The organism is Cellulomonas sp. P22, assembly GCF_044392165.1.
The window spans coordinates 245,147-265,985 of record NZ_JBISBW010000006.1 but is presented as its reverse complement, the minus strand read 5'-3'; the positions used below and the strand labels follow the sequence as shown (position 1 = coordinate 265,985).

General features: G+C 73.7%; 17 protein-coding genes. 3 read left to right on the top strand and 14 right to left on the bottom strand.

Annotation, left to right across the window (positions count from 1 at the left end; all coding sequences use genetic code 11):
• Positions 1-20: 20 nt before the first annotated feature.
• From ACGIF2_RS07865 to ACGIF2_RS07820, 10 genes are all read right to left on the bottom strand, one after another.
• On the bottom strand, positions 21-1,655 hold the full coding sequence (locus ACGIF2_RS07865) for a hypothetical protein (protein ID WP_396045254.1): 1,635 nt from the start codon (positions 1,653-1,655) through the stop codon (positions 21-23).
• Positions 1,625-3,466, bottom strand: a complete 1,842-nt coding sequence (locus tag ACGIF2_RS07860) for an ABC-F family ATP-binding cassette domain-containing protein (RefSeq protein WP_396045252.1) — start codon at positions 3,464-3,466, stop codon at positions 1,625-1,627. The genes ACGIF2_RS07865 and ACGIF2_RS07860 overlap by 31 nt, the downstream gene beginning before the upstream one ends.
• Before the next feature lie 52 nt (positions 3,467-3,518).
• Entirely contained in the window at positions 3,519-4,451 is a 933-nt protein-coding gene (locus ACGIF2_RS07855; RefSeq protein WP_396045250.1) for a 4-(cytidine 5'-diphospho)-2-C-methyl-D-erythritol kinase, read from the bottom strand.
• Entirely contained in the window at positions 4,448-5,359 is a 912-nt protein-coding gene (gene rsmA / locus ACGIF2_RS07850; RefSeq protein ID WP_396045248.1) for a 16S rRNA (adenine(1518)-N(6)/adenine(1519)-N(6))-dimethyltransferase RsmA, read from the bottom strand. Before rsmA ends, ACGIF2_RS07855 begins: the two co-directional genes overlap by 4 nt.
• A 127-nt stretch (positions 5,360-5,486) precedes the next feature.
• Positions 5,487-6,734: a transglycosylase family protein gene (locus tag ACGIF2_RS07845; protein ID WP_396045246.1), complete on the bottom strand. Its 1,248-nt coding sequence runs from the start codon at positions 6,732-6,734 to the stop codon at positions 5,487-5,489.
• Positions 6,735-6,980: 246 nt separating this feature from the next.
• Positions 6,981-8,219, bottom strand: a complete 1,239-nt coding sequence (locus ACGIF2_RS07840; RefSeq protein WP_396045244.1) for a ubiquitin-like domain-containing protein — start codon at positions 8,217-8,219, stop codon at positions 6,981-6,983.
• Between the two features lie 173 nt (positions 8,220-8,392).
• Positions 8,393-9,322 carry a TatD family hydrolase gene (locus ACGIF2_RS07835; protein ID WP_396045242.1) on the bottom strand — a complete coding sequence of 310 codons (930 nt, stop codon included), beginning with the start codon at positions 9,320-9,322 and terminating at the stop codon, positions 8,393-8,395.
• Positions 9,319-10,947, bottom strand: coding sequence for a methionine--tRNA ligase (metG, locus tag ACGIF2_RS07830; protein ID WP_396045240.1), 1,629 nt, complete (start codon positions 10,945-10,947; stop codon positions 9,319-9,321). Before metG ends, ACGIF2_RS07835 begins: the two co-directional genes overlap by 4 nt.
• Positions 10,948-11,008: 61 nt before the next feature.
• Positions 11,009-12,181, bottom strand: a complete 1,173-nt coding sequence (locus ACGIF2_RS07825; protein WP_396045238.1) for a PQQ-dependent sugar dehydrogenase — start codon at positions 12,179-12,181, stop codon at positions 11,009-11,011.
• 89 nt (positions 12,182-12,270) lie between these two features.
• Entirely contained in the window at positions 12,271-13,452 is a 1,182-nt protein-coding gene (locus ACGIF2_RS07820; RefSeq protein ID WP_396045236.1) for an aminotransferase class I/II-fold pyridoxal phosphate-dependent enzyme, read from the bottom strand.
• Positions 13,453-13,594: 142 nt separating this feature from the next.
• Here ACGIF2_RS07820 and ACGIF2_RS07815 point away from each other — a divergent pair, with 142 nt between their 5' ends.
• On the top strand, positions 13,595-14,194 hold the full coding sequence (locus ACGIF2_RS07815) for an isochorismatase family protein (RefSeq protein WP_396045234.1): 600 nt from the start codon (positions 13,595-13,597) through the stop codon (positions 14,192-14,194).
• Positions 14,195-14,222: 28 nt separating this feature from the next.
• On the opposite strand, the gene rsmI is transcribed toward ACGIF2_RS07815, so the two are convergent.
• Positions 14,223-15,080 carry a 16S rRNA (cytidine(1402)-2'-O)-methyltransferase gene (rsmI, locus tag ACGIF2_RS07810; protein WP_396045232.1) on the bottom strand — a complete coding sequence of 286 codons (858 nt, stop codon included), beginning with the start codon at positions 15,078-15,080 and terminating at the stop codon, positions 14,223-14,225.
• A 116-nt stretch (positions 15,081-15,196) separates the two neighbouring features.
• Between rsmI and ACGIF2_RS07805 the strand changes: the two genes are divergently transcribed.
• Positions 15,197-16,921: a dolichyl-phosphate-mannose--protein mannosyltransferase gene (locus tag ACGIF2_RS07805; protein ID WP_396045230.1), complete on the top strand. Its 1,725-nt coding sequence runs from the start codon at positions 15,197-15,199 to the stop codon at positions 16,919-16,921.
• A gap of 4 nt (positions 16,922-16,925) precedes the next feature.
• Here ACGIF2_RS07805 and ACGIF2_RS07800 read toward each other — a convergent pair whose 3' ends face one another.
• From ACGIF2_RS07800 to ACGIF2_RS07790, 3 genes are all read right to left on the bottom strand, one after another.
• A complete protein-coding gene (locus tag ACGIF2_RS07800) occupies positions 16,926-18,506 on the bottom strand; it encodes a family 20 glycosylhydrolase (protein WP_396045228.1) in 1,581 nt (526 codons plus the stop codon).
• A gap of 302 nt (positions 18,507-18,808) precedes the next feature.
• Entirely contained in the window at positions 18,809-19,507 is a 699-nt protein-coding gene (locus ACGIF2_RS07795) for a hypothetical protein (protein WP_396045226.1), read from the bottom strand.
• 1 nt (position 19,508) lies between these two features.
• On the bottom strand, positions 19,509-20,126 hold the full coding sequence (locus ACGIF2_RS07790; protein WP_396045224.1) for a suppressor of fused domain protein: 618 nt from the start codon (positions 20,124-20,126) through the stop codon (positions 19,509-19,511).
• A gap of 471 nt (positions 20,127-20,597) precedes the next feature.
• Between ACGIF2_RS07790 and ACGIF2_RS07785 the strand changes: the two genes are divergently transcribed.
• The gene (locus ACGIF2_RS07785; protein WP_396045222.1) at positions 20,598-20,834 is read left to right on the top strand and encodes a hypothetical protein; all 237 of its coding nucleotides are present in this window, start codon (positions 20,598-20,600) and stop codon (positions 20,832-20,834) included.
• Positions 20,835-20,839 lie beyond the last annotated feature (5 nt).

The window sequence follows — 20,839 nt, the reverse complement described above, 5'->3', positions numbered from 1 at the left end:
CCCGCTGACGGCGGGGCACGTCACGGTCGGCGCACCCACAGCCCCACGTAGTGGTTCGTCCCGACCTGGGTGAACTCCGCGCGCACCCAGCCCGCGAGCTGCTCGCTCATGTCGTTGGCCGTGAAGACGTTCGTGAGCAGCGCCGCCTGCGAGGCCGCCATCTGCGCCTGCAGCAGCTCCTCGTCGGGCTCGAGCCCGCGCCCCGGCGAGGTGCCCAGGTCGAGCGCCTCCACCTCGGGCACCGGGTACCCGGCGGCGAGCGCGAGCCGGATGCCGAAGATGTCGACCACGTCGGGGCAGCCGGCCCGGATCTGCCGCCGGCTCGCGTCGGCCGCCGCGAGCAGCGACGGTGTCGCGCTCCACGTGCACGGCTGCTCTCCGGCGAAGGCCGCGAGCGGGGCGTTGTCGACGGGCCGTCCCCAGCCGGGCGCGGCGACGCCCGCGAGCACGAGCGGCACCGCGACGACCCCGGCCACGACGCCCGCGACCGGTCGACCCACCCGGCCCACGCGCGGGGCCGCGCGCGCGGCCAGGCGTCCGGCCCCGGCGCCCAGCAGCAGGCACAGCGCGGGCCCGAGGTACGCGGGGTAGTGCGTGCCCCAGCTCGGCGCGACGAGCAGCAGCGCGAGCTGCACGAGCGCCAGCAGCCCCCACCACACCGGGTCGGACCAGGCACGTGGCGGGACACGCCGGACGAGCGCACGCCCGACCGGCACGAGGCACATCGCGACGAGCAGTGCTCCCCCGGCCACCGCGAGGCCGCGCCCGATCGTGGGCCCGGTGAACAACGCGGGCCCGACGAGCGTCCCGATCCGGTCCAGCGCGCCGATCTCGCTCGGGGCCCGCTCCCGCTGCACCACCACGACGTCACGCCACGCCGCGGCGGGGTCCGCCGCGGCGAGCACGAGCGCCGGGAGCAGCCCGACCACGCACCACGCCGCACCCCGCACGGCCGAGCGGACGCCGCCGCGCGCGAGCACGAGCGCGCCCAGCACCACGACGGCGGCCACGCCCCACAGCTTGAAACCGACCCCGAGCCCGAGTGCCACGCCGGCGACCGCGACCGCGCGCGCCGACGATGCGGACGGCCCGGGCGGCCCGGGCGACCCGGGCGGCCCTGCCGACGCCGGGTCAGGCCGTCGGCGCAGGGCGAGCAGGGCCACGAGCAGGCACACGTTGAGGAGGGGCTCGAGGTAGACGGTGCGCTCGGCGATGACGATCGTGGCCCACCCCGCGTACAGCACCCCGCCCACGGCGGCGGCCACCAGACCCCGCGGGCGCAGGATCGCCGCGACGAGCACGGCGTTGACGGCCGCGACGAGCACGACGGCGACCCGGGCCGCGGCGAGCGCCCAGCTGTCCCCCACGAGCCCCGCGACGGCAGCGAAGGGGGTGAGCGCGACGACCACCCCGCCGGGCTGCAGGAACGTGAAGTCCGTGTACGGCAGGTCCCCGGCGAGCAGGTGCTGCGCGGCCGCGAGGTGCACCCCGTCGTCGTACCCGATGACCCCCCGCAGCGATCGGCGGTACAGCACCGGGCCCAGGCGCACGACGACCGCGAGCAGCGCGAGAGACACAGCCAGCGCGACGAACCTGCGGTTCTGGGCCCGCAGGCGCGTCGGGGCTACCCGGCCGTCTCCGCCGCGGTCAGCCACAGCTCCTCGAGCGCGTCGCGCTCCTCGGCGAGGGCGCGCAGCTCGGTGTCGAGCTGCTGGACCGCCTGGTGGTCGGTGGCCTGGGCGGCCATCTTCTCGTGCAGGCGCGCCTCGAGCTCGGCGATCTTGCTGAGCCGTCGTTCGATGCGCTGCACCTCCTTGCGGGCGGCGCGCTGGTCCGCGGCGCTGAGCACGGGCGCCGCGTCGCTCGCCGGCGCGGGGCTCGCCGGAGCGGACCCGGAGGTGGCGGCCGCCGAGCGGGGCGCGGCGGAGGCGGCACGGCGCAGCTCGAGGTACTGCTCGACCCCGCCGGGCAGGTCGCGGATCGTGGCGTCACCGAGCAGCGCCACCTGCCGGTCGCAGACACGTTCGAGCAGGTAGCGGTCGTGCGAGACGACGATGAGCGTCCCCGGCCAGCCGTCGAGCAGGTCCTCGAGCGCCGCGAGCGTGTCGGTGTCGAGGTCGTTGGTGGGCTCGTCGAGCAGCAGCACGTTGGGCTCGCCCACGAGCAGGCGCAGCAGCTGCAGGCGGCGGCGCTCGCCGCCCGAAAGGTCGCGCACGGGGGTGCGCGCACGGTCCTTGGTGAAGCCGAGCCGTTCGACGAGCTGCGCGGCGGTGAGCTCCTTGCCACCGGCCACGACCGTGCGCTTCTCGCGCTCGATGACCTCGACGACCCGCAGGTCGGCGAGCTCGTCGATGTCCTCGACGTCCTGGGTGAGCTCGGCCACCTGGACGGTCTTGCCGCGCTTGACCCGGCCCGAGGTGGGCTCGAGCCGCCCCGAGAGCAGGCGCAGCAGCGTCGTCTTGCCCGCTCCGTTGACGCCCACCACCCCGTAGCGGTCACCCGGGCCGAGCCGCCACGTGACGTCGTCGAGCAGCGTGCGGCCGCGCACCGCCGGGGTCTCCGCCGTCGCCGGCTCGTCGAAGCGGACGGTCACGCCCTCGAGGTCGAGCACGTCCTTGCCGAGCCGGCTCGTGGCCATCCGGGTGAGCTCGAGGCGGTCGCGCGGCGGCGGCTCGTCCGCGATGAGCTCGGTCGCCGCGTCGATGCGGAACTTGGGCTTGGACGTGCGGGCGGGGGCGCCGCGGCGCAGCCAGGCGAGCTCCTTGCGGAGCAGGTTCTGCCGCTTCTCCTCGGTCACCGACGCGGTGCGGGCGCGTTCGGCGCGGGCCAGCACGTACGCCGCGTAGCCGCCCTCGTAGGCCTCGACCGAGCCGTCGTTGACCTCCCACATGCGCGTGCACACCGCGTCGAGGAACCACCGGTCGTGCGTGACGACCACGAGCGCGCCGTTCGAGCGGGCGTACCGCTCGACCAGGTGCTCGGCGAGCCACGCGACCCCCTCGACGTCGAGGTGGTTGGTGGGCTCGTCGAGGGCCAGCACCTCGTCGTCGCGCACGAGCAGCGCTGCGAGCGCCACGCGTCGGCGCTGGCCGCCCGAGAGGGTCGCCACGTCGTCGTCGAGCGAGAGGTCGCCCAGCAGCCCCGCGTGCACCGAGCGGATGCGGGAGTCGGTCGCCCAGGTGTGCTCGTCGGCGTCGCCGTGCACCAGGTCGCGCACGGTCTTGCCCGGGGGCAGCTCGTCGCGCTGGTCGAGCACCGCCACGCGCACGCCGCCCGCGCGGGTCACCCGGCCGTCGTCGGGACCCTGCAGGCCCGCGAGGACGCGCAGCAGCGTCGACTTCCCGGCGCCGTTGGGTCCGACGACACCGACGCGCATGCCGTCGTCGATGCCGAGGCTCACGTGGTCGAGCAGCGTGCGGGTACCGAGCGTGAGGGACACGGAGTCCGCTCCGAGCAGGTGGGCCATCGAGCTCTTTCCGTACGAGGAGGGGCGGTGCCGGGCGGCTGCCCGGCGGGGCCTAGGACGAGGTGAGCACGCGTGCTCCCGGCACCGGGCCGGTGGCGGTGAGCACCGTGTCGGCGACCCCGGCAGCGGTCAGAGCCGCGGCTATCGCGTGGGCGTGCTGCCGGCTGCGGCCGAGCGCGGCGACGGTGGGACCCGAGCCGGAGACGACCACCCCGAGCGCACCCGCGTCCTGCGCGACAGCGAGGGTCTCGGCCAGGTCGGGGGCGAGCTCGAGCGCGGCCAGCTGCAGGTCGTTGCGCAGCGCGCGGCCGAGCGCGTGCGCGTCACCCGCGCTCAGTGCGTGCAGCAGCTCGAGGTCGCTGTCGGGGCCGGGTGACCCGGCGCCAGCGAGCTCGTCGAACGCGGTGTACACGCGCGCGGTCGAGAGCCCCGCATCGCGCACCGCGAAGGCCCAGTGGTACTCGCCCCGGCTGAGCGCGGGGGTCAGCACGTCACCGCGACCCGTGCCGACCGCTGTGTGGCCCATGAGCCCGAACGGCACGTCCGACCCCAGCTCGGCGGCGAGGTCGTGCAGCTGCTCGCGGGTCAGCCCGGCACCCCAGAACGCGTCGCACGCGAGGAGCGCCGCGGCGGCGTCGGCCGAGCCGCCCGCCATGCCGCCCGCGACGGGCACGGCCTTGTCGATGTGCAGGTGCACGCCGTCGTCGATCCCGGCGTACTCGGCGAGGGCGCGTGCGGCGCGCAGCGCGAGGTTCGACCCGTCGGTCGGGACCAGGTCGGCCTGCGGCCCGGAGACCGTCAGCGAGAAGCCCTCGGCGGGCGTCGCGACCACGTCCTCGTACACCGAGACCGCCTGGAAGACGGTGACGAGCGGGTGGTAGCCGTCGGGCTCCCGAGCGCCGACGCGCAACCCGAGGTTGACCTTCCCGGGCGCGCGCACACGCGTCTCGCGCTCGGGTCCGAGGTCGGTGCGGGGCAGCGTCACGGCTCCACTGTGCCAGGTCCACCTGCGGACGGCACAGACGGGTCCGTGCCCCCGGAGCGGGCGGCGAGCGCTGCTGCGACCCGGGCGAAACCGTCGATGTCGACGCGTTCGCCGCGGGCCTGCGGGTCGACCCCGGCGGCCTCGAGGGCCGCGACGGCGGCGTCGGGCGACCCGGCGAGGGTCGCGAGCGCCGAGCGGAGCATCTTGCGGCGCTGCGCGAACGCGGCGTCGACCACGGCGAACACCTCGCGGCGGCTCACAGCGGTCACGGGCGGCTCGCGACGGTCGAGCCGCACGAGCGCGGAGTCGACGTTGGGCACGGGCCAGAACACGCTGCGTCCCACCGTCGCGGTGCGCCGCGCGGACGCGTACCAGGCGACCTTGGCGGACGGCACGCCGTACACCCGGCTGCCCGGCGGTGCGGCGAGCCGGTCGGCGACCTCGGCCTGCACCATGACGAGCACGCGCTCGAGCGTCGGGAAGCGTTCGAGGAACGTGAGCAGGACCGGGACGGAGACGTTGTACGGGAGGTTGGCCACGAGCGCGGTGGGCGGCGGTCCGGGCAGCTCGTGCACGTCGAGCGCGTCGGCGCCCACGACCGTCAGGTCGGCGCCCGGCGCGTGCGCGGCCACGGTGCCCGGCAGCAGGCCCGCGAGCACGGGGTCGATCTCGACCGCGACGACGCTCGCGCCCGCCTCGAGCAGGCCCAGGGTGAGCGAACCCAGCCCGGGCCCCACCTCGACGACACGCTCGCCGGCGGTCACCTCGGCCTGGCGGACGATCTTGCGCACCGTGCCGCCGTCGAGCACGAAGTTCTGCCCGAGGGTCTTGGTGGGGCGGATGCCCGCGCGGGCGGCCAGCTCCCGGATCTCCGCGGGACCGAGCAGGGGTCCGGCGGTGGAGGTCATGCCCGAAGCCTAACGGCCGACGGACCGGGCCCCCGCGTCGGGCGTGCACGCGCGGGCCTGACCCGTGACGCACCACGAGCGTGCGACCCCGGGGGGCAGCACGCTCGTGGTGGTCGGCCGAGCAGCGTCAGCCGAACAGGTTCTTGCCGCACACGGGCCACTGACCGGCGCCCGCACGGTTGTAGAGCATCTTGGCGCGCGCGGTCTGCTCGTCGGCCGAGGCCTGCGACGGCAGCCCCGACCCGCCCACGGCCTGCCACGTGGCGACCGAGAACTGGTAGAGGCCGTGGTACCTGCCGCTCGCCGACACGACCGAGGCATTGCCGCCCGACTCGCAGCGCGCGAGCGCGGCCCAGTTGAGCGAGTCGGCCGCGCCGCCCGCCGTGATCGCGCCGCCGGTCGACGACGAACCCGCCGACGACGTACCCGTCGAGGTGCGCTTCTTGGTGCCGACCTTGACGACCTCGTCGACCGCCGCACGGGTCAGGTCGTCGGAGAGCACCTCGCGGGTGGTCTCGACGCCGTCCACGGTGGTGACGCGCTCGACGACGGTCCGCTGACCGGTCACCCCGGCCGTCACGACGCTCTTCTGCCCGACGTAGCGGGTCGCGTCGTCGACCGAGGTGCTCGCGTAGGCGACGTCGACCGTGCTCGTGACGTCCTGGACCGCGATGCGGCTCACGACGACCTGCACGCGGCCACCGTCGGCCTTGGCGACGGTGACGGTGTCGAGCTCGCCGAGCGTGACGCCGAGGTGGTCGAGCGCCTCGGCGACAGTGGTCGAGCCGTCGTCGACCGTGAGGGTCTGGCCGTCCACGAGCACGTCGGCCGGGCCGTCGAGCGTGAGGGCGAGCGCGAGCTCGGGGCGTCCGCCGTCGAGCGAGCGCGAGGCGACGAGCCGGACGTCGGCGCCGCGGGCCTCGAGGGCCTCGAGGGCCTCGTCGGCGGTCAGGGCGGTGGTCCACACGGTCTCGGCGGTGCCGTCGGTCTGCACGTCGATCTCGTGGGCGTGGCGCACCACGACCTCGGAGCCGTCGGTGAGCTTGCCCTCGGGGGCGACCAGGTCACGCTCGGAGGTGCTCACGGACTTCTCGTCGAGGAGGCCCTCGACGCTGCCGGACCAGGTGCTGACCGTGGTGGTGGTGCCGTCGACGTCGAGCGTGACGGTCTTGTGCGCCTCAGCCGCGACGGCGGTGCCGGTCCCGACGAGGGCGACCGCTGCGGCGGTCAGGAGGATGCGGGTGCGGATCGAGCCGGACCTGGAGTCGGCCGGACGCTCGCGGAGCTGGGACAGGGGGTGGGCGACGCGCGCGGCTATGCCGGCGGTACGGGTCGAGTGGGTCACACGGTTCCAGACGTCATCGGGCCCGGGCACGGGGGTGCGGTGCGCCGCTGACGGCACCCAGCGCGCGTGGGCACAGGCTCACGTCGTCGTGCACCCTCAGGAGGTCGCACCCGCTGGTCCGGATCCCCGATCCGGCTGTCACGGCCCAGATCCCCACTCAGGGAGGGCCGTCGTCGCCCGGCGACGGGAGCGTCAGGGACGCGCCCGGACCGTACGGCGACATGAGAACGTAACTGGTGCGTGACAGTTTCGCCAAGCGCGCACGTCCCGGAGGGGTCAGTACCAGCCCTTCGACTGGAACGAGCTCCAGGCCCCGCACGGGGTGCTGTAGCGGCCCGCGACGTAGTTGAGACCCCACGTGATCTGCGTGGCAGGGTTCGTGCGCCAGTCGTCGGCCACGCTCGCCATCTTCGACCCGGGCAGCGCCTGCGGGATGCCGTACGCCCCGGAGGACTTGTTCTCGGCGTCGATCCGCCAGCCGCTCTCGTGGTCCCACAGCTCGAGCAGGCACGAGAACTGGTCGTCGCCCCAGCCGCGCGCAGCCGCGAGCTCCTTGCCGATGGCCTGCGACGTGCCGGGCTCGACCGCCGCGGACGCGAGCTCCTTGGTGCCGATCCGCACCACCTGGGTGACGGGCTCGACAGTGACGGCCGTCGCGACGACCGCGCGGTCCACGACCACGCCGCCCACGACCGACAGCGAGTACGTGGTGGTGCGCACGCCCGCCCGACCACGGGTCTCGACCTTCGTGGTGCCCTTCGTGAGCGTCGGGTCCTCGGTCTCCTCGACGTCGAACGGCAGCGCCTCGGTCTCGGTCTCCCCGCTCTGGCTCGCGCGCGTGACCAGCACCACGAGCCCGTCGACGGCCGTCGCGTCGAGCGGCACCGAGAGCGCGTCGCCCTCCTCGAGCACCAGGCCGATCTCGCGGAGCGCCTCACGGACCGTGGGGGCGCTGCTCACGCCGTCGATGACCTGGCCGTCGACCACCAGGTGGATCGTCTTCTGGGTCGAGACCCGCAGCGGTTCACGCCCGAGCGAGGCCGAGCGCGCGGCCGACAGCATCGTGTCGCCACCTCGCAGGCCGAGCCCGTCGACGGCCTCGCCGACCGTGAGCGCCGTGGTCCACACCCGCTGCTCGGCACCGTCGACGACGACGTCGAGCTCACGCCCGTGCCGCACGACGACCTGGGAGTTGTTCGCCACGTGCTCACCGAGGGCCGGCGCGACGAGGTCACGCTCACCCACCTCGATGCCGCCACCCGCGAGCACGTCACCCACGGTGCGACCGAACGCGCTGACCTCGACGTCGACGCCGTCCACGTCGACCGTGACCGACTTGTGGAGCACAGCGAAGGCGCTCGTCCCGCCCGCGACGAGCGCGAGGACGACGGCCTGCGCACCGAGCCGGGCGAATCGTGACAGGCTGGGCGTCTGCTGCTGCTGAGCGCGCTCCTGGGCCTCCCGCAGCGCCGCGCGTTCACGCCGCGTCTGCGGCGGTGCGTCGGGCGTGGGCACAGGGTGCTCCTGGGGATCGGAGGACGACGGCAGCAGCGGCGCTGCCCGGGGGGCGGTCCGACCGTAACCGATCCGTGACCAGGACCGGTAGCCGGAGCCGGACGACCGACCGGGTTCTCACCCGCTTCTCACTCGACCGGCGGCAGCGGCCGCCGGTCGTGGCGGGCGGGTCGTCACCAGGGCCCGTAGACCGCCTCGGACGTCGCGGCCAGGCTCGCGCAGACCTCCGCCACGTCCCGGTCGAGCTCGTCGGCGACCCGCCGGACGGTGTGCGGCAGCAGGTACGGCGCGTTCGGCCGACCCCGGTAGGGGTGCGGCGTGAGGTACGGCGCGTCGGTCTCGACGAGCACGTGACCGAGCGGCACCGCGTGCAGCGCCTCGCGCAGGCCCGCGTTCGCGCCGAACGTCACCGGCCCGGCGAACGACAGGAACCAGCCCTGCTCGGCGCACGTGCGGGCCATCTCCGCATCGCCCGAGAAGCAGTGGAAGACGGTGCGCTCGGGGGCCCCGTCGCGCCGCAGCACGTCCAGGACCTCCTGGTGCGCGTCGCGGTCGTGGATCTGCAGCGCGAGGCCCAGCTCCTTGGCGAGGGCGACGTGCGACCGGAACGCCTCGACCTGCACCGCACGACCCTGGGGTCCGGCCCGGAAGTGGTCCAGGCCGGTCTCGCCGATCGCCCGGATCCGCGGGTTGCCGCGCGCGAGGTCCGCGATCCGGGACATCGCCGCCGCGAGGTCCACGTCGTGCCGGGCCTCGGGCGACGGCTCGAGACCGTCCGGCGCGACCTCACGGACCCCCGCGTGCAGCACAGCCTCGTTCGGGTGGACCGCGACGGCGCCGAGCAGCGACGTGTCCCCCGCCGCGGCGCGCTCGCGCAGCAGGGTGTCCGTCCACGCGGCCGCGTCGAGGTCGCAGCCGACCTGCACCAGGCGCGTCACCCCGACCGACGCGGCGCGCGCGAGGTGGTCGTCGAGGGTGCGCGCCGGCTCGTCGGGCACGTCGAAGCCCAGCACGCTCTCGAGGTGCGTGTGGTTGTCGACGACGGGCGCGGGCAGCGGCTCGGGGTCGGCCGGCCAGCCGCGCTCCCGGGGACGACGGCTCACGACGCGGCCGGCTCCTCGATCCGCGGGAACAGCGACGCGCCCTTCGTGACGACCGAGCCGGGACGCAGCTGGCCCCAGCGGGCCGCGGCGTCGACGGGCTGCAGGTCGAGGGCACCCAGCGCGGCCTCGGCACCCAGCGACTCCCACAGCGCCGCGGCGGCCTTCGGGGTCACCGGGTTGAGCAGCACCGCGAGCGCGCGCAGCGACTCGGCGGCCGTGACGAGGATCGTCGCGAGCCGTCCACCCTGCACCGCGGCGCCGTCGGGCCCGACCTCGGCCGGGTCCTTCGCGACCTTCCACGGCTCCTGCTCGGTGATGTACCCGTTGGTCGCCTCGACCACCGTCCACACGGCGGCGATCGCCTCGTGCAGCGCGAGCCGGTCCATCGCGTCCTCGGCGTCGGTCACCGCGCGGGCCGCGACGGCCGCGAGCGCCTCCTCGGCCTCCGCCTGCGGGCCCGTCTGCGGCAGCACGCCGCCGTAGTACTTGCCGATCATCGCCGCGACGCGCGAGGCCAGGTTGCCGAAGCCGTTCGCGAGCTCGGCCTGGTAGCGCGCAGCCAGGTCCTCCCACGAGAACGACCCGTCCTGCCCGAACGCGATCGAGCGCAGGAAGTAGTAGCGGAACGCGTCCGAACCGAACGTGTCGATGATCTGGCTCGGGGCGATGCCCGTGAGCTTCGACTTGCTCATCTTCTCGCCGCCGACGAGCAGCCAGCCGTGCGCGAAGACCTGCCCGGGCAGCGGCAGCCCCGCCGCCATGAGCATGGCCGGCCAGATGACCGCGTGGAAGCGCAGGATGTCCTTGCCGACCAGGTGCACGTTCGCGGGCCAGGTCCGCTCGAACCGGGCCTTCTCCTCGGGGTCGTCCGAGTCGACGCCCACGGCCGTGGCGTAGTTCAGCAGCGCGTCGAACCACACGTACAGCACGTGCGAGGTGTCCCACGGGATCGGGATGCCCCAGTCGAACGTGTTGCGGGAGATCGACAGGTCCTGCAGACCCTGCTTCACGAACGAGATCACCTCGTTGCGCGCGCTGGCGGGCTGCACGAACGTCGGGTTCTGCTCGTAGAAGTCCAGCAGCCGCTGGGTGTACGCGCTCATCCGGAAGAAGTAGTTCTGCTCCGAGAGCATCTCGACGGGCGTGCTGTGGATCGCGCACACCTTCTGGCCCTCGTACTCCCCCGTGCCGTCGACCAGGTCGCCGGGGAGCTTGAACTCCTCGCAGCCCACGCAGTACGGGCCCTCGTACGACCCGGCGTAGATCTCGCCCTTGTCCTTGAGCTCCTGGATGAACGCCTGGACGCGCTCGGTGTGCCGCGGCTGCGTGGTGCGGATGAAGTCGTCGTTGCGCACGTCGAGCGTCTCGAGCACCGGCTTCCACGAGCCCTCGACCAGGCGGTCGGCCCACTGCTGGGGCGTGACGCCGTTCGCGTCGGCGGTGCGCATGACCTTCTGGCCGTGCTCGTCCGTCCCGGTCAGGAACCACACGGGCTCCTGACGCTGGCGGTGCCAGCGGGTGATGACGTCCGCCGCGACCGTCGTGTACGCGTGCCCGATGTGGGGGGCGTCGTTGACGTAGTAGATCGGCGTCGTCAGGTAGAAGGTCGAGCTCGCGTCGGGCATGGGTTCATCGTAGGACGGCGCCCGGTGCCGGACGCAGACCATTCCGCCGGTGGGCGCGCCCTCAGCCGACCACCGGGGCGAGCGTCACGCGCAGCAGCCGGTCGTCGCCCGCACGGATCTCGCCGCGCCCGTCGGTGTTGCCCGTGAGCACCCACAGCGTGCCGTCGGGGGCGACCTCGACCGCGCGGAGGCGGCCGTGCTCGCCCACGAGCAGCGCCTGCGGCTCCCCCACGCCGCCGGCGGTCAGGGGCACCCGCCACAGCCGCTCGCCGCGCAGCGCCGCCACGTACACCGCCTCGTCGGTCACCGCGAGCCCCGACGGTGACGCCTCGCGCGTGGCCCACGTCACCACCGGGGCCACCGTGCCGTCGTCTGTCCCCGGGTCGCCCTCGTGGGTGGGCCACCCGTAGTCACCGCCCGGCACGATCACGTTGAGCTCGTCCCACGCGTCCTGGCCGAACTCGCTCGCGAACATCCGCCCGTCGGGCGCCCAGCCCAGCCCTTCGACGTTGCGGTGCCCCGAGCTCCACACCGGCGAGCCCGGGTCGGGGTTGCCGGGAGCCGGGTCACCGCCGGTCGTGACCCGCAGGATCTTGCCCGCGAGCGACCCCGGGTCCGGCGCGTCCTGGCGCTGCCCCGCGTCGCCCGTCGTCACGTAGAGGAAGCCGTCCGGGCCGAACGCCAGCCGCCCGCCGTCGTGGTTGCGGGCCGCGGGGATCCCGTCCAGGACCCCGTCGAGGGGGCCGAGCACCGTCCCGTCGAGGGCCGCCCGCACGACGCGGTTGTCCTGACCCGTCGTCGCGTACAGGAACAGGTCCTCGCCCGTCGGCCCGACGGCCACCCCGAGCAGGCCGCCCTCGCCCTGCGCGTGCGTCAGGTCCCGCAGCTCCTCGGCGCCGGTGCCGGTCACCTCCGTGACCTGGCCGTCCGGCCCCACCAGCACGAGCGTCCCCGCGTCACGCTGCGTGACGACGAGCCGGCCGTCGGGCAGCAGGCCCATGCCCCACGGCACGTCCAGGCCCGAGGCGACCTCTGTCACGTCGGTCACCTCGACCGGCGTAGCCGGGTCGGGCGTCGCGGGGCCGGGCACGGCCGTGCCCGTGGTGCCGCTCGTCGGAGCGGATACGGACGAGGTCGGGGCACCGTCGCCCGCGGCCGTGCACCCCGCGAGCACCACGGCCACGCACGCTGCACCCACCCGGGGCAGCACGCGGCGGCGGGGTCTGCGGCTCACCCCGACAGCCCACCACGCACCCTGTCGCCACGCCACGCGGCGGCCGGGTCGCCGCACGGGTCACCGCCCGGGTCGCCGCGCGGCACAGGTCACAGGCGCGTCAGGCCGCGCCGCAGCCCGCGGACGGCCTGAGCGATGCGCTGCTCGTTCTCGATGAGCGCGAACCGCACGTGCCCGTCGCCACCGGGGCCGAAGCCGACGCCGGGCGAGACCGCCACGTCGCACTCGCGCACCAGGTGCTGGGCGAACTCGATCGACCCCATGTCGGCGTACGGCTCGGGGATCTTGGCCCAGGCGAACATCGTGCCCTTCGGCCGCAGGATGTCCCAGCCGATGCGCGCGAGACCGTCGACGAGGGCGTCACGCCGCGACTCGTAGACCTTGTTGAGCTCGCTCGGGTAGTCGGACGCCTCGTTGAGGGTCACGGTCGCGGCGATCTGGATCGGCTGGAACGTGCCGTAGTCGAGGTAGCTCTTGAGCTTGGCGAGGGCGTCGACGACGTCACGGCGCCCGACGAGGAACGCGACGCGCCAGCCGGCCATCGAGAAGGACTTGGTCATCGAGTACAGCTCGACGGCGACCTCCTTGGCGCCCACGCACTGCATGATCGACGGCGGGCTCCAGCCGTCGAAGCACATGTCGCCGTAGGCCAGGTCGTGCACGAGCACGACGTCGCGCTCCCGGGCCCAGTCGACCAGGCGCTGCAGGTCGGCGAGCTCGATGGTGGTCGTCGTGGGGTTGTGCGGGAAGGACAGGACCACGACGCGCGGCTTGGGCCAGCCGAGCTCCCACGCCTCCATCACGCGGTCGATGTACCCCGCGCCGTCCGTGCCGTCGCCGATCGGCACCTGGCGCGCGTCGGCCCCCGCGAAGTACGGGCCCCAGATGTGGATGGGGTAGCTCGGGGTCGGCACGATGGCCGCGTCGCCGGGCTGCAGCAGCACCCACATGAGGTGGCTGAACCCCTCCTTGGCCCCGATGGTCGAGATCACCTCGGTGTCGGGGTCGAGGCTCACGCCGAAGCGGCGCAGGTAGTGGTCGGCCGCGGCCTGCCGCAGCTTCGGCAGCCCGCGCGAGGACGAGTACCGGTGGTTGCGGGTGTTCTGCGCGGCCTCGGCGAGCTTGTCCACGGCGATCTGCGGGCTGGGCAGGTCGGGGTTGCCGAAGCCCAGGTCGATCACGTCGCGGCCCTCGCGGCGGGCCTCGAGCTTGAGCGAGTCGATGATCGTGAACACGTAGGGCGGCAGGCCGGGGATGCGACGGAACTCCATGCGCGCACGCTAGCGGCGCCCACGCTGCCACGGACAGGCCTTTCGCTGGACGGGACGGCGCTCGCTGCGACCGGGGGCTGACGTGCCCCGCCGGACCTGCGAGGCTGGTGCCGAGAGTCCGCACCATCACGGGAGAGCCCCCATGACCAGCACCGGAACCCGCCCCACGACCCGCCGCGCGCTCGTGGTCGTCGACGTGCAGCCCACGTTCTGCGAGGGCGGCGCGCTGGGGGTCGAGGGTGGTCACGCGGTGGCCGAGGCCATCGCCGGGTACGCCGCGAAGCACCGCGACCGCTACGACCTGGTCGTGACCACGCAGGACTGGCACGTCGACCCCGGCCACCACTTCAGCGACACCCCGGACTTCGTGGACACGTGGCCGCCGCACGGCGTCGCGGGCACCGCCGAGGCGGAGCTGCACCCGGCTCTCGCCCGGCTGTTCCCCGACGCGAGCCTCAAGAAGGGCGAGTACGCCGCTGCCTACTCGGGCTTCGAGGCGGTCGACCCCGACGGCCGCTCGCTCGCCACGCTGCTCGCGGCCGCGCGGGTGACGGACGTCGACGTCGTGGGCATCGCCGAGTCGCACTGCGTCAAGGCCACGACGCTCGACGCGCTCACGCAGGGTCTGCGGGCTCGGGTGCTCACGGACCTCACGGTGCCGGTGACCCCGGAGCAGGGCGCCGAGGCGCGGGTGGCGATGGTCGTGGCGGGGGCCGAGCTGGTCGCGTCCGAGGACGCCTGAGGACTCGGGGTCCGGTCAGCGCGTCCGGTCAGCGCGAGCGGGCCGCGAGCGCCGCGGCGTACAGCTCGCGCTTGGGCACCTGGGCCGTCTCGGCGACGTCGGACACGGCGTCCTTGAGCCGCTCCCCCGCGTCCGCCCGGGCCAGCACCTCGGCGACGAGGTCCCGGGTCGAGGTGGGTGCCCGGTCGACGTCCCCGCCCACGACCACAGCGATCTCGCCGCGCACCTCGCCGGCCGAGGCCCACGCGGCGAGCTCGGCGAGCGGGCCGCGCCGCACCTCCTCGTAGGTCTTGGTGAGCTCACGGCACACCGCGGCGGGCCGCTGCGGGCCGAACGCCTCGGCCATCGCGGCGAGGGTGTCGGCGAGCCGGTGCGGGGCCTCGAAGAAGATGAGGGTGCGCCGCTCGGTGGCCAGCTCGGCCAGGGCCCGCGCACGCTCGCCGGGCTTGCGCGGCGGGAACCCCTCGAAGCAGAAACGGTCGCTGGGGAGCCCGGAGAGCGCCAGGGCCGTGAGCACCGCGCTGGGGCCGGGGGCCGCCGTGACGGGCAGGCCGGCCTCGACCGCCGCGGCCACGACCCGGAAGCCGGGGTCGGACACCGAGGGCATGCCCGCGTCGGTCACGACCACGACGGTGCCACCGCCCGCGACGACCTCGAGCAGGTCGCCCGCGCGCCCCGCCTCGTTGTGCTCGTGGTAGCTGATGACGCGTCCGCCGATGCTCACGCCCATGCGCGCCGCGAGCGCCCGCAGCCGCCGGGTGTCCTCGGCAGCGACGACGTCCGCCTCGGCGAGCAGCCGGCGCAGCCGCGGCGAGGCGTCCTCGACGTCACCGATCGGGGTCGCCGCGAGCACGAGCCGGCCGGTCGGGGTCTGGGGTGTGGTCACACCGGCAAGCCTGCCACCTCCGTCGGTGCGGCCCGCGCGCACCCTGCGCCGTTCGCCGGTGACGAGTCGGGCATCCGCACTGTCCCGGGTGTGCGGTCCGCGCCTACCATGACGGCGTGCCGCCCTCCCTCGACGACGCCGACGAGCGCCCGGTCGACCCCCTGTCGCCCACGCCCTCGGACACCAGCACCCTCTCCGCCGTGGATGTCGACGTCACCGGCGACGGCGCCCCGCAGGACGAGGCGCCCGCGGTGCCCACCGAGACGCGGCTGCTGCGCCGCCTGATCGGCACCCGGACGATGCTGCTCGACGCCGCGCCGGGCGACCGGCTGACCGGCTGGCTGTGGGCGCTGGCCGTCACGGCGTTCGCCGGGCTGCTGCGCTTCGTCCGGCTGGGCACCCCCGGGACGCTCGTGTTCGACGAGACGTACTACGTCAAGGACGCGTACTCGCTGCTCCGGCGCGGCTACGAGGCGCAGTGGGGCGAGAACGCGAACCCGGCGTTCGAGTCGGGCGACACGAGCCTGCTGGGGTTCGACCCGTCGTACGTGGTGCACCCGCCCGTGGGCAAGTGGCTCATCGCGTGGGGCATCGAGCTCGGCGGCGGGCCCGGCAACCCGGCCTCCTGGCGGCTGGCGGCGGCCGTGGTGGGCACGCTGAGCGTGCTGCTGCTGACCCGCATCGCGCGCCGTCTGTTCGCCTCGACCGCGCTCGGCACGCTCGCGGGCCTGCTGCTCGCGATCGACGGCGTGGCGATCGTGCACTCGCGCATCTCGCTGCTCGACGGGTTCGTGATGTTCTTCGCCCTCGCGGCGTTCGGGGCGCTGATCCTCGACCGCGAGCAGGCCAGACGCCGGCTCGCGGTCCGGACGGCCGCGCTGGTCGACGCGGGCCTGCCGCTCGGCCGGGGCCCGGGGCTGGGTGTGCGCTGGTGGCGCATCGCGGCCGCCGTGCTGCTGGGCCTGTGCATCGGGACCAAGTGGTCGGGCCTGTACTTCCTGGCGGTGTTCGGGGTCCTGAGCGTGCTGTGGGACGCGACAGCGCGCCGCTCGGTGGGGGTGCGGTCGTGGCCGGTCGCGACGCTCCTGCGGGACGCGATCCCGGCCGGGCTGGTCATGGTGCCCCTCGCGGCGGTCACCTACCTGGCGTCGTGGTTCTCGTGGTTCCGCTCGCCCGACGCGTACCTGCGTCAGTGGGCCGCGCAGAACCCCGACGAGGGCGTCCAGTGGCTGCCCGAGGCGCTGCGCTCGCTGTGGCGGTACCACCAGGACATGTACAGCTTCCACCGGGGCCTGACCTCGGAGCACCCGTACTCGGCCCACCCGCTCGGCTGGATCGTGCAGTGGCGGCCCACGTCGTACTTCTTCCCGCCCGAGGTCTCGGACCTCACGGGCGACGCTGCCCGCGCGGCGTGCGGCGCGAACCACTGCGCGCAGGCGATCACCTCGCTCGGCAACCCGCTGCTGTGGTGGGCCGGTGCCGCCTCGATCGTGGTGGCCCTCGTGTGGCTCGTGTGGCGCCGCGACTGGCGCGCGGGCGCTGTGCTCTCGGGCATCGCAGCCGGCTGGCTGCCGTGGTTCATGTACGCCGAGCGCACGATCTTCACGTTCTACTCGGTCGCGTTCGTGCCGTGGATCGTGCTCACGCTCACGTACGTGCTGGGTCTGATCGTCGGACCACCCGACGAGGACCCGCGCGAGCGGCGGCTCGCCGTGATCTGGGTCGGGGCGTTCGTCGGGCTGCTCGTGGTGGTGAGCGCCTTCTTCTACCCGATCTGGACGGCGTGGGTGGTGCCGTACGACTTCTGGCACATCCACATGTGGCTGCCCAGCTGGATCTGACCTGTCAGGACCCGGCGACGGCGGGGTCGGCGGCCGGTGCGGGCGAGGGCGCGAACCCGAACCGTGACGGCCGGGCCGGCCAGTCGACCTGCGGCGACGGGTGCCAGGCCAGCCCTGCGGCGTCCCACATCGGCCCCTGCCCGGCCACCCGCGTGCGGAAGTCCTCCCACGAGCGCCTCTCGGGCACGGTCCAGGCGACCTCGGCCACGGCCGCGAGCCGGGGCAGCAGCATCCGCATCAGACCGTCCAGGTCGTGCAGCGTCTCGGTCCACACGGCGGCCTCGACCCCGATGACGGCCTGCGGGTCGACCCCCTCGGCGAGGGTCGCGGGCTCCCAGTCGTACGCGTCACGCAGCTCGATGTGCCCGGCCCACTCGAGACCGGCGACCGTCGTCGCGTCGTACTTCATGTCGAGGTAGGTGCGCGATCCCGGCGACACCAGCAGCCGGGCGCCCGCCCGCGTCGCGGCGACGACGTGCTGCAGGTCCTCACGCAGGTCCCAGAGCTGGACCACCGAGCCGGACGGCAGCGGGACGGTCGCGACCTCCTGCCAGCCGACCACGGTCTTGCCCGCGGTCCGCAGCACCTCGGCCGCGGCGCCGACCAGGCGCGCGTACTCGGGGGCGTCCATCGTGAGCACCTCGTCGCCGCCCAGGTGCACGTACTCGCCGGGGGTGAGGGCCGCGAGGTCGGTGAACACGTCGCGCAGGAACGCGTGCGTCGCGGGCAGGTCGGCGTGCAGGCGGCTGAACCCCACCTCGACCCCGGTGTACCCACCCGGGTCCTCGCCCGTGGGCGTGAGCTCGGGGTAGGCGTGCAGGGCCGCGTTGACGTGGCCCGGGACGTCGATCTCGGGCACCACAGTCACGTTGCGGGCCCGGGCGTAGGCCGTGAGCTCGGTGAGCGCCTCGGCGCACAGGTACCCGGGGCGTCCGCCCTGGACCGCCGTGCTGCCCGACGTGCGGGCGAGCCGAGGACGCGACGGCAGGTCGACCCGCCAGCCCTGGTCGTCGGTCAGGTGCAGGTGCAGCACGTTGAGCTTGTGGTGCGTCATGAGCGACACCACGACCTTGAGGTCTTCGAGACCGAAGAAGCTGCGCGCCACGTCGACCGACAGGCCGCGCCAGCGGTAGCGCGGCACGTCCTCGACGTGCACCGCGGGCGCCACCAGCGCACCGTCGTCGCTGTACCGCAGCAGCTGCCGGAACGTCACGAAGCCGCCGAGCAGCCCCGCGGGGGTGGGCGCCACGACCTCGACCCGACCGGGACGCACGGTGAGCCGGTAGCTCTCGGCCGTGGTCGCGTCGGCGTCGGCGAGCGGCGTGCTGGCGTGGGCCGGCACCGCGGCCCGCGGGTCGAGGCGCAGCACGACCACACAGGCAGCGGTCTCGTCGCTCGCGCCGGGCCGCAGCTCGACGGCGTGCCGCGTGATCCGGCCCAGCACGTCGGCCACCCGGACCCCCACGGCGACCTCGTCGGGGCTCTCGCCCACGAGGACCGCGAGACCTGGGCCGAGCACGAACGGGGCGTCGTCGAGCTGCGTGCACCGCAGCGGCTGCGGGACGAGCGAGAGGGGCTGCGGCACGGCACTCTCCACGGTGGGATCCAGGGCACGACGACCGTGAACGCGCTGGTCGGGGGCGTGCACCCGACCTGACGACGAGGGTCCTCATGCGACTCCGCGTCATCATGCCACCGCGGCGAGTCGATGCTCGGGAAGACACGGACGAGCCGTGAAAAATGCGAGAACCCCGGTCGCGTCCGACGCGTCCGGGGTTCTTGCTGGTGACTCTGGGGTGGGGTCCTAACGGTTGTTCTGACCTGGAGCGTGACGGCGGCTCGATGGCGGCGCTTACACGGCTCCGGGTTGGGACTTACGCCGGCAGGTCAGGTGCCGCTTGGCTCGTTCCAACCGGCCAGCGCCCACTGCTCGAGCTCGCCCTGCCGGTCCCACAACTCGTCGTTCTCGCCGACGTCTTCCTCGTCCCCGGCCAAGGTGGTCGGGCTGCCTCCCGCGTCGACCAGTTCGTCCCACGCGGGCTGAAGGTGCGACGGGAGTTGCTCGATGAGCTCTGGGTACTGGGTGAGGCGGTCGGGGAACGCCGAAGTGAGTAGGAGCAGAGCTCGCTGGACGAGTTCAGACTGCTGCTGCCAGGACTGGAGGACGGGCGACAGGTCTCGTTCGACGGCCGCGCGGGTCTGTGCAGCGAACGTGCCGCCACCGACGGCGACCTGACGTAGGAACGACAGCGCGTTGACACGGTCGGGGTGGTCCAGGTCGGCTGCGATCCGGGCGAGGAACGGGATGGACGCAGGTGTGGCCTCATAGACCGTGCCCTGATGGTGGATGTTGCCCCAAAGCTCCCACCACGCCTCGAGCCTGACGGGGTCAGTGCCAAGGCTGACGGCGTACAGGAGCGCCGGTACCTCGCCCGCAGGTCCGTAGGCGTGCTGAAGCTGGTTCCAGGGGATGGACTCCAGTGCCGTGGAGAGCTCGCGCGCGGCGGTTGGGCTCATGCCCGGGCGTGCCACGAACTCGATCTCGCGGACGTCGCCGTGGCGCTGACTCACGAAGTGCGTCAGCACCTTACTGCCCGACCACGGTCACGAGGAGGGGGTCGTCTTGGACCAGTCGCTCAAGCACTGCAGCAGACCCGTTCTCCTTGGCGAGCGCAATGTCGCCGGCATCAACAGCGACGAACTGCAGGAATGTGACACGCCCGTTGACCGTAGAGATCTCACCAAGCAGCGGATCGTTGGCCAGCAGGATGCCAGTGAGGTCCGTGTCTGGTCCGTCGGTGTGCGGGAAGCCGGTGACAGGTCCGCCGATGTGCAGCCGTGTGCCCTCCTCGAGCAGGACCGGCGCTTCCGCCGCCCACTTCGCGAGGCGCTGGAGGATGGCGAACGGCCAGCTCGGCGGCTCCTCGCCGCCGGCCAGATCACGGACGCGCCACGTCAGTTCGTAGCCCCAACCGCTGAAGCCGTCGTTCTCACCTTCGTCGTCGTCGAAGATGTTGCTCAGCCCGTACGTCACGTAGTGCCAGTGGTCCTGCGCCCGGAAGGCGCTGCATCCCTGCAGGACCGACCCGAACGCTCGACCTGGTGCGTACCCCACGTGCCGGGGGACCTGCTCGCCGTACAGGCGCTTGCACTCGGAGTCGATCGCGTCCCAGCCGGCCGCGGTGGGTTCGGTCTCGTCCGTCATTCGTCACGTCTCCTGTCCGATGCCCTTGCCGGGCCTCACAGTCCGGGGCGTGACCGCTTGCGCCGGAGGGTATCGACGTTCGCAGCGATGCGTGGGCTGTTGTGGAGGATGGCTTCGATGACGTGGGCTGCCGTGGGCTCGTCCACACATGAAGGGCGAAGGGCCCGACACCAGGAACGGTGTCGGGTCCTTCGCCGTGCTCTTTCGGTCCCAATCGTCAGCCCGAGTGGGCGGGGTGCCAACGATTGCTGTGACCTGCGGCGGGGTGCGCTGGCGCGGACCCACTTACGCGACTTCGCGAAGGGACTTACACCGTACTCCGCGGCATGCGCTCGACCGACTACTCAGATGCCCGCGCAGAGAAGATCGCCACGACCGCTGCGCGCACATCGGACCGTGGCCCCACCCCGAGATTCCGTGGTCGTACCACCACGCACGTGCGTCCGGGGTGGTGCGCGTACTGTCGCGCGCATGAGACTCATCGCATCGCAAGATCCTCGCTGGGCACCGTCGGTGTACCTGGCTGCGGCGGTCTTGTTCGTCCTCATGACGGGCTACGCGGTGTGGGAGCTCGCGCAGGGCGGCCGCGGGCCGGGGCCGTGGCTGGCCGTTTTCGCGTGGCCGGTCCTGGCGATCGGCAACGTGGTGAGCTGGCGGGCACGCCTGCGCCGGGACGCGGCAGATGCGAGCGAGCTCTCCGGCCAGTGATCCAC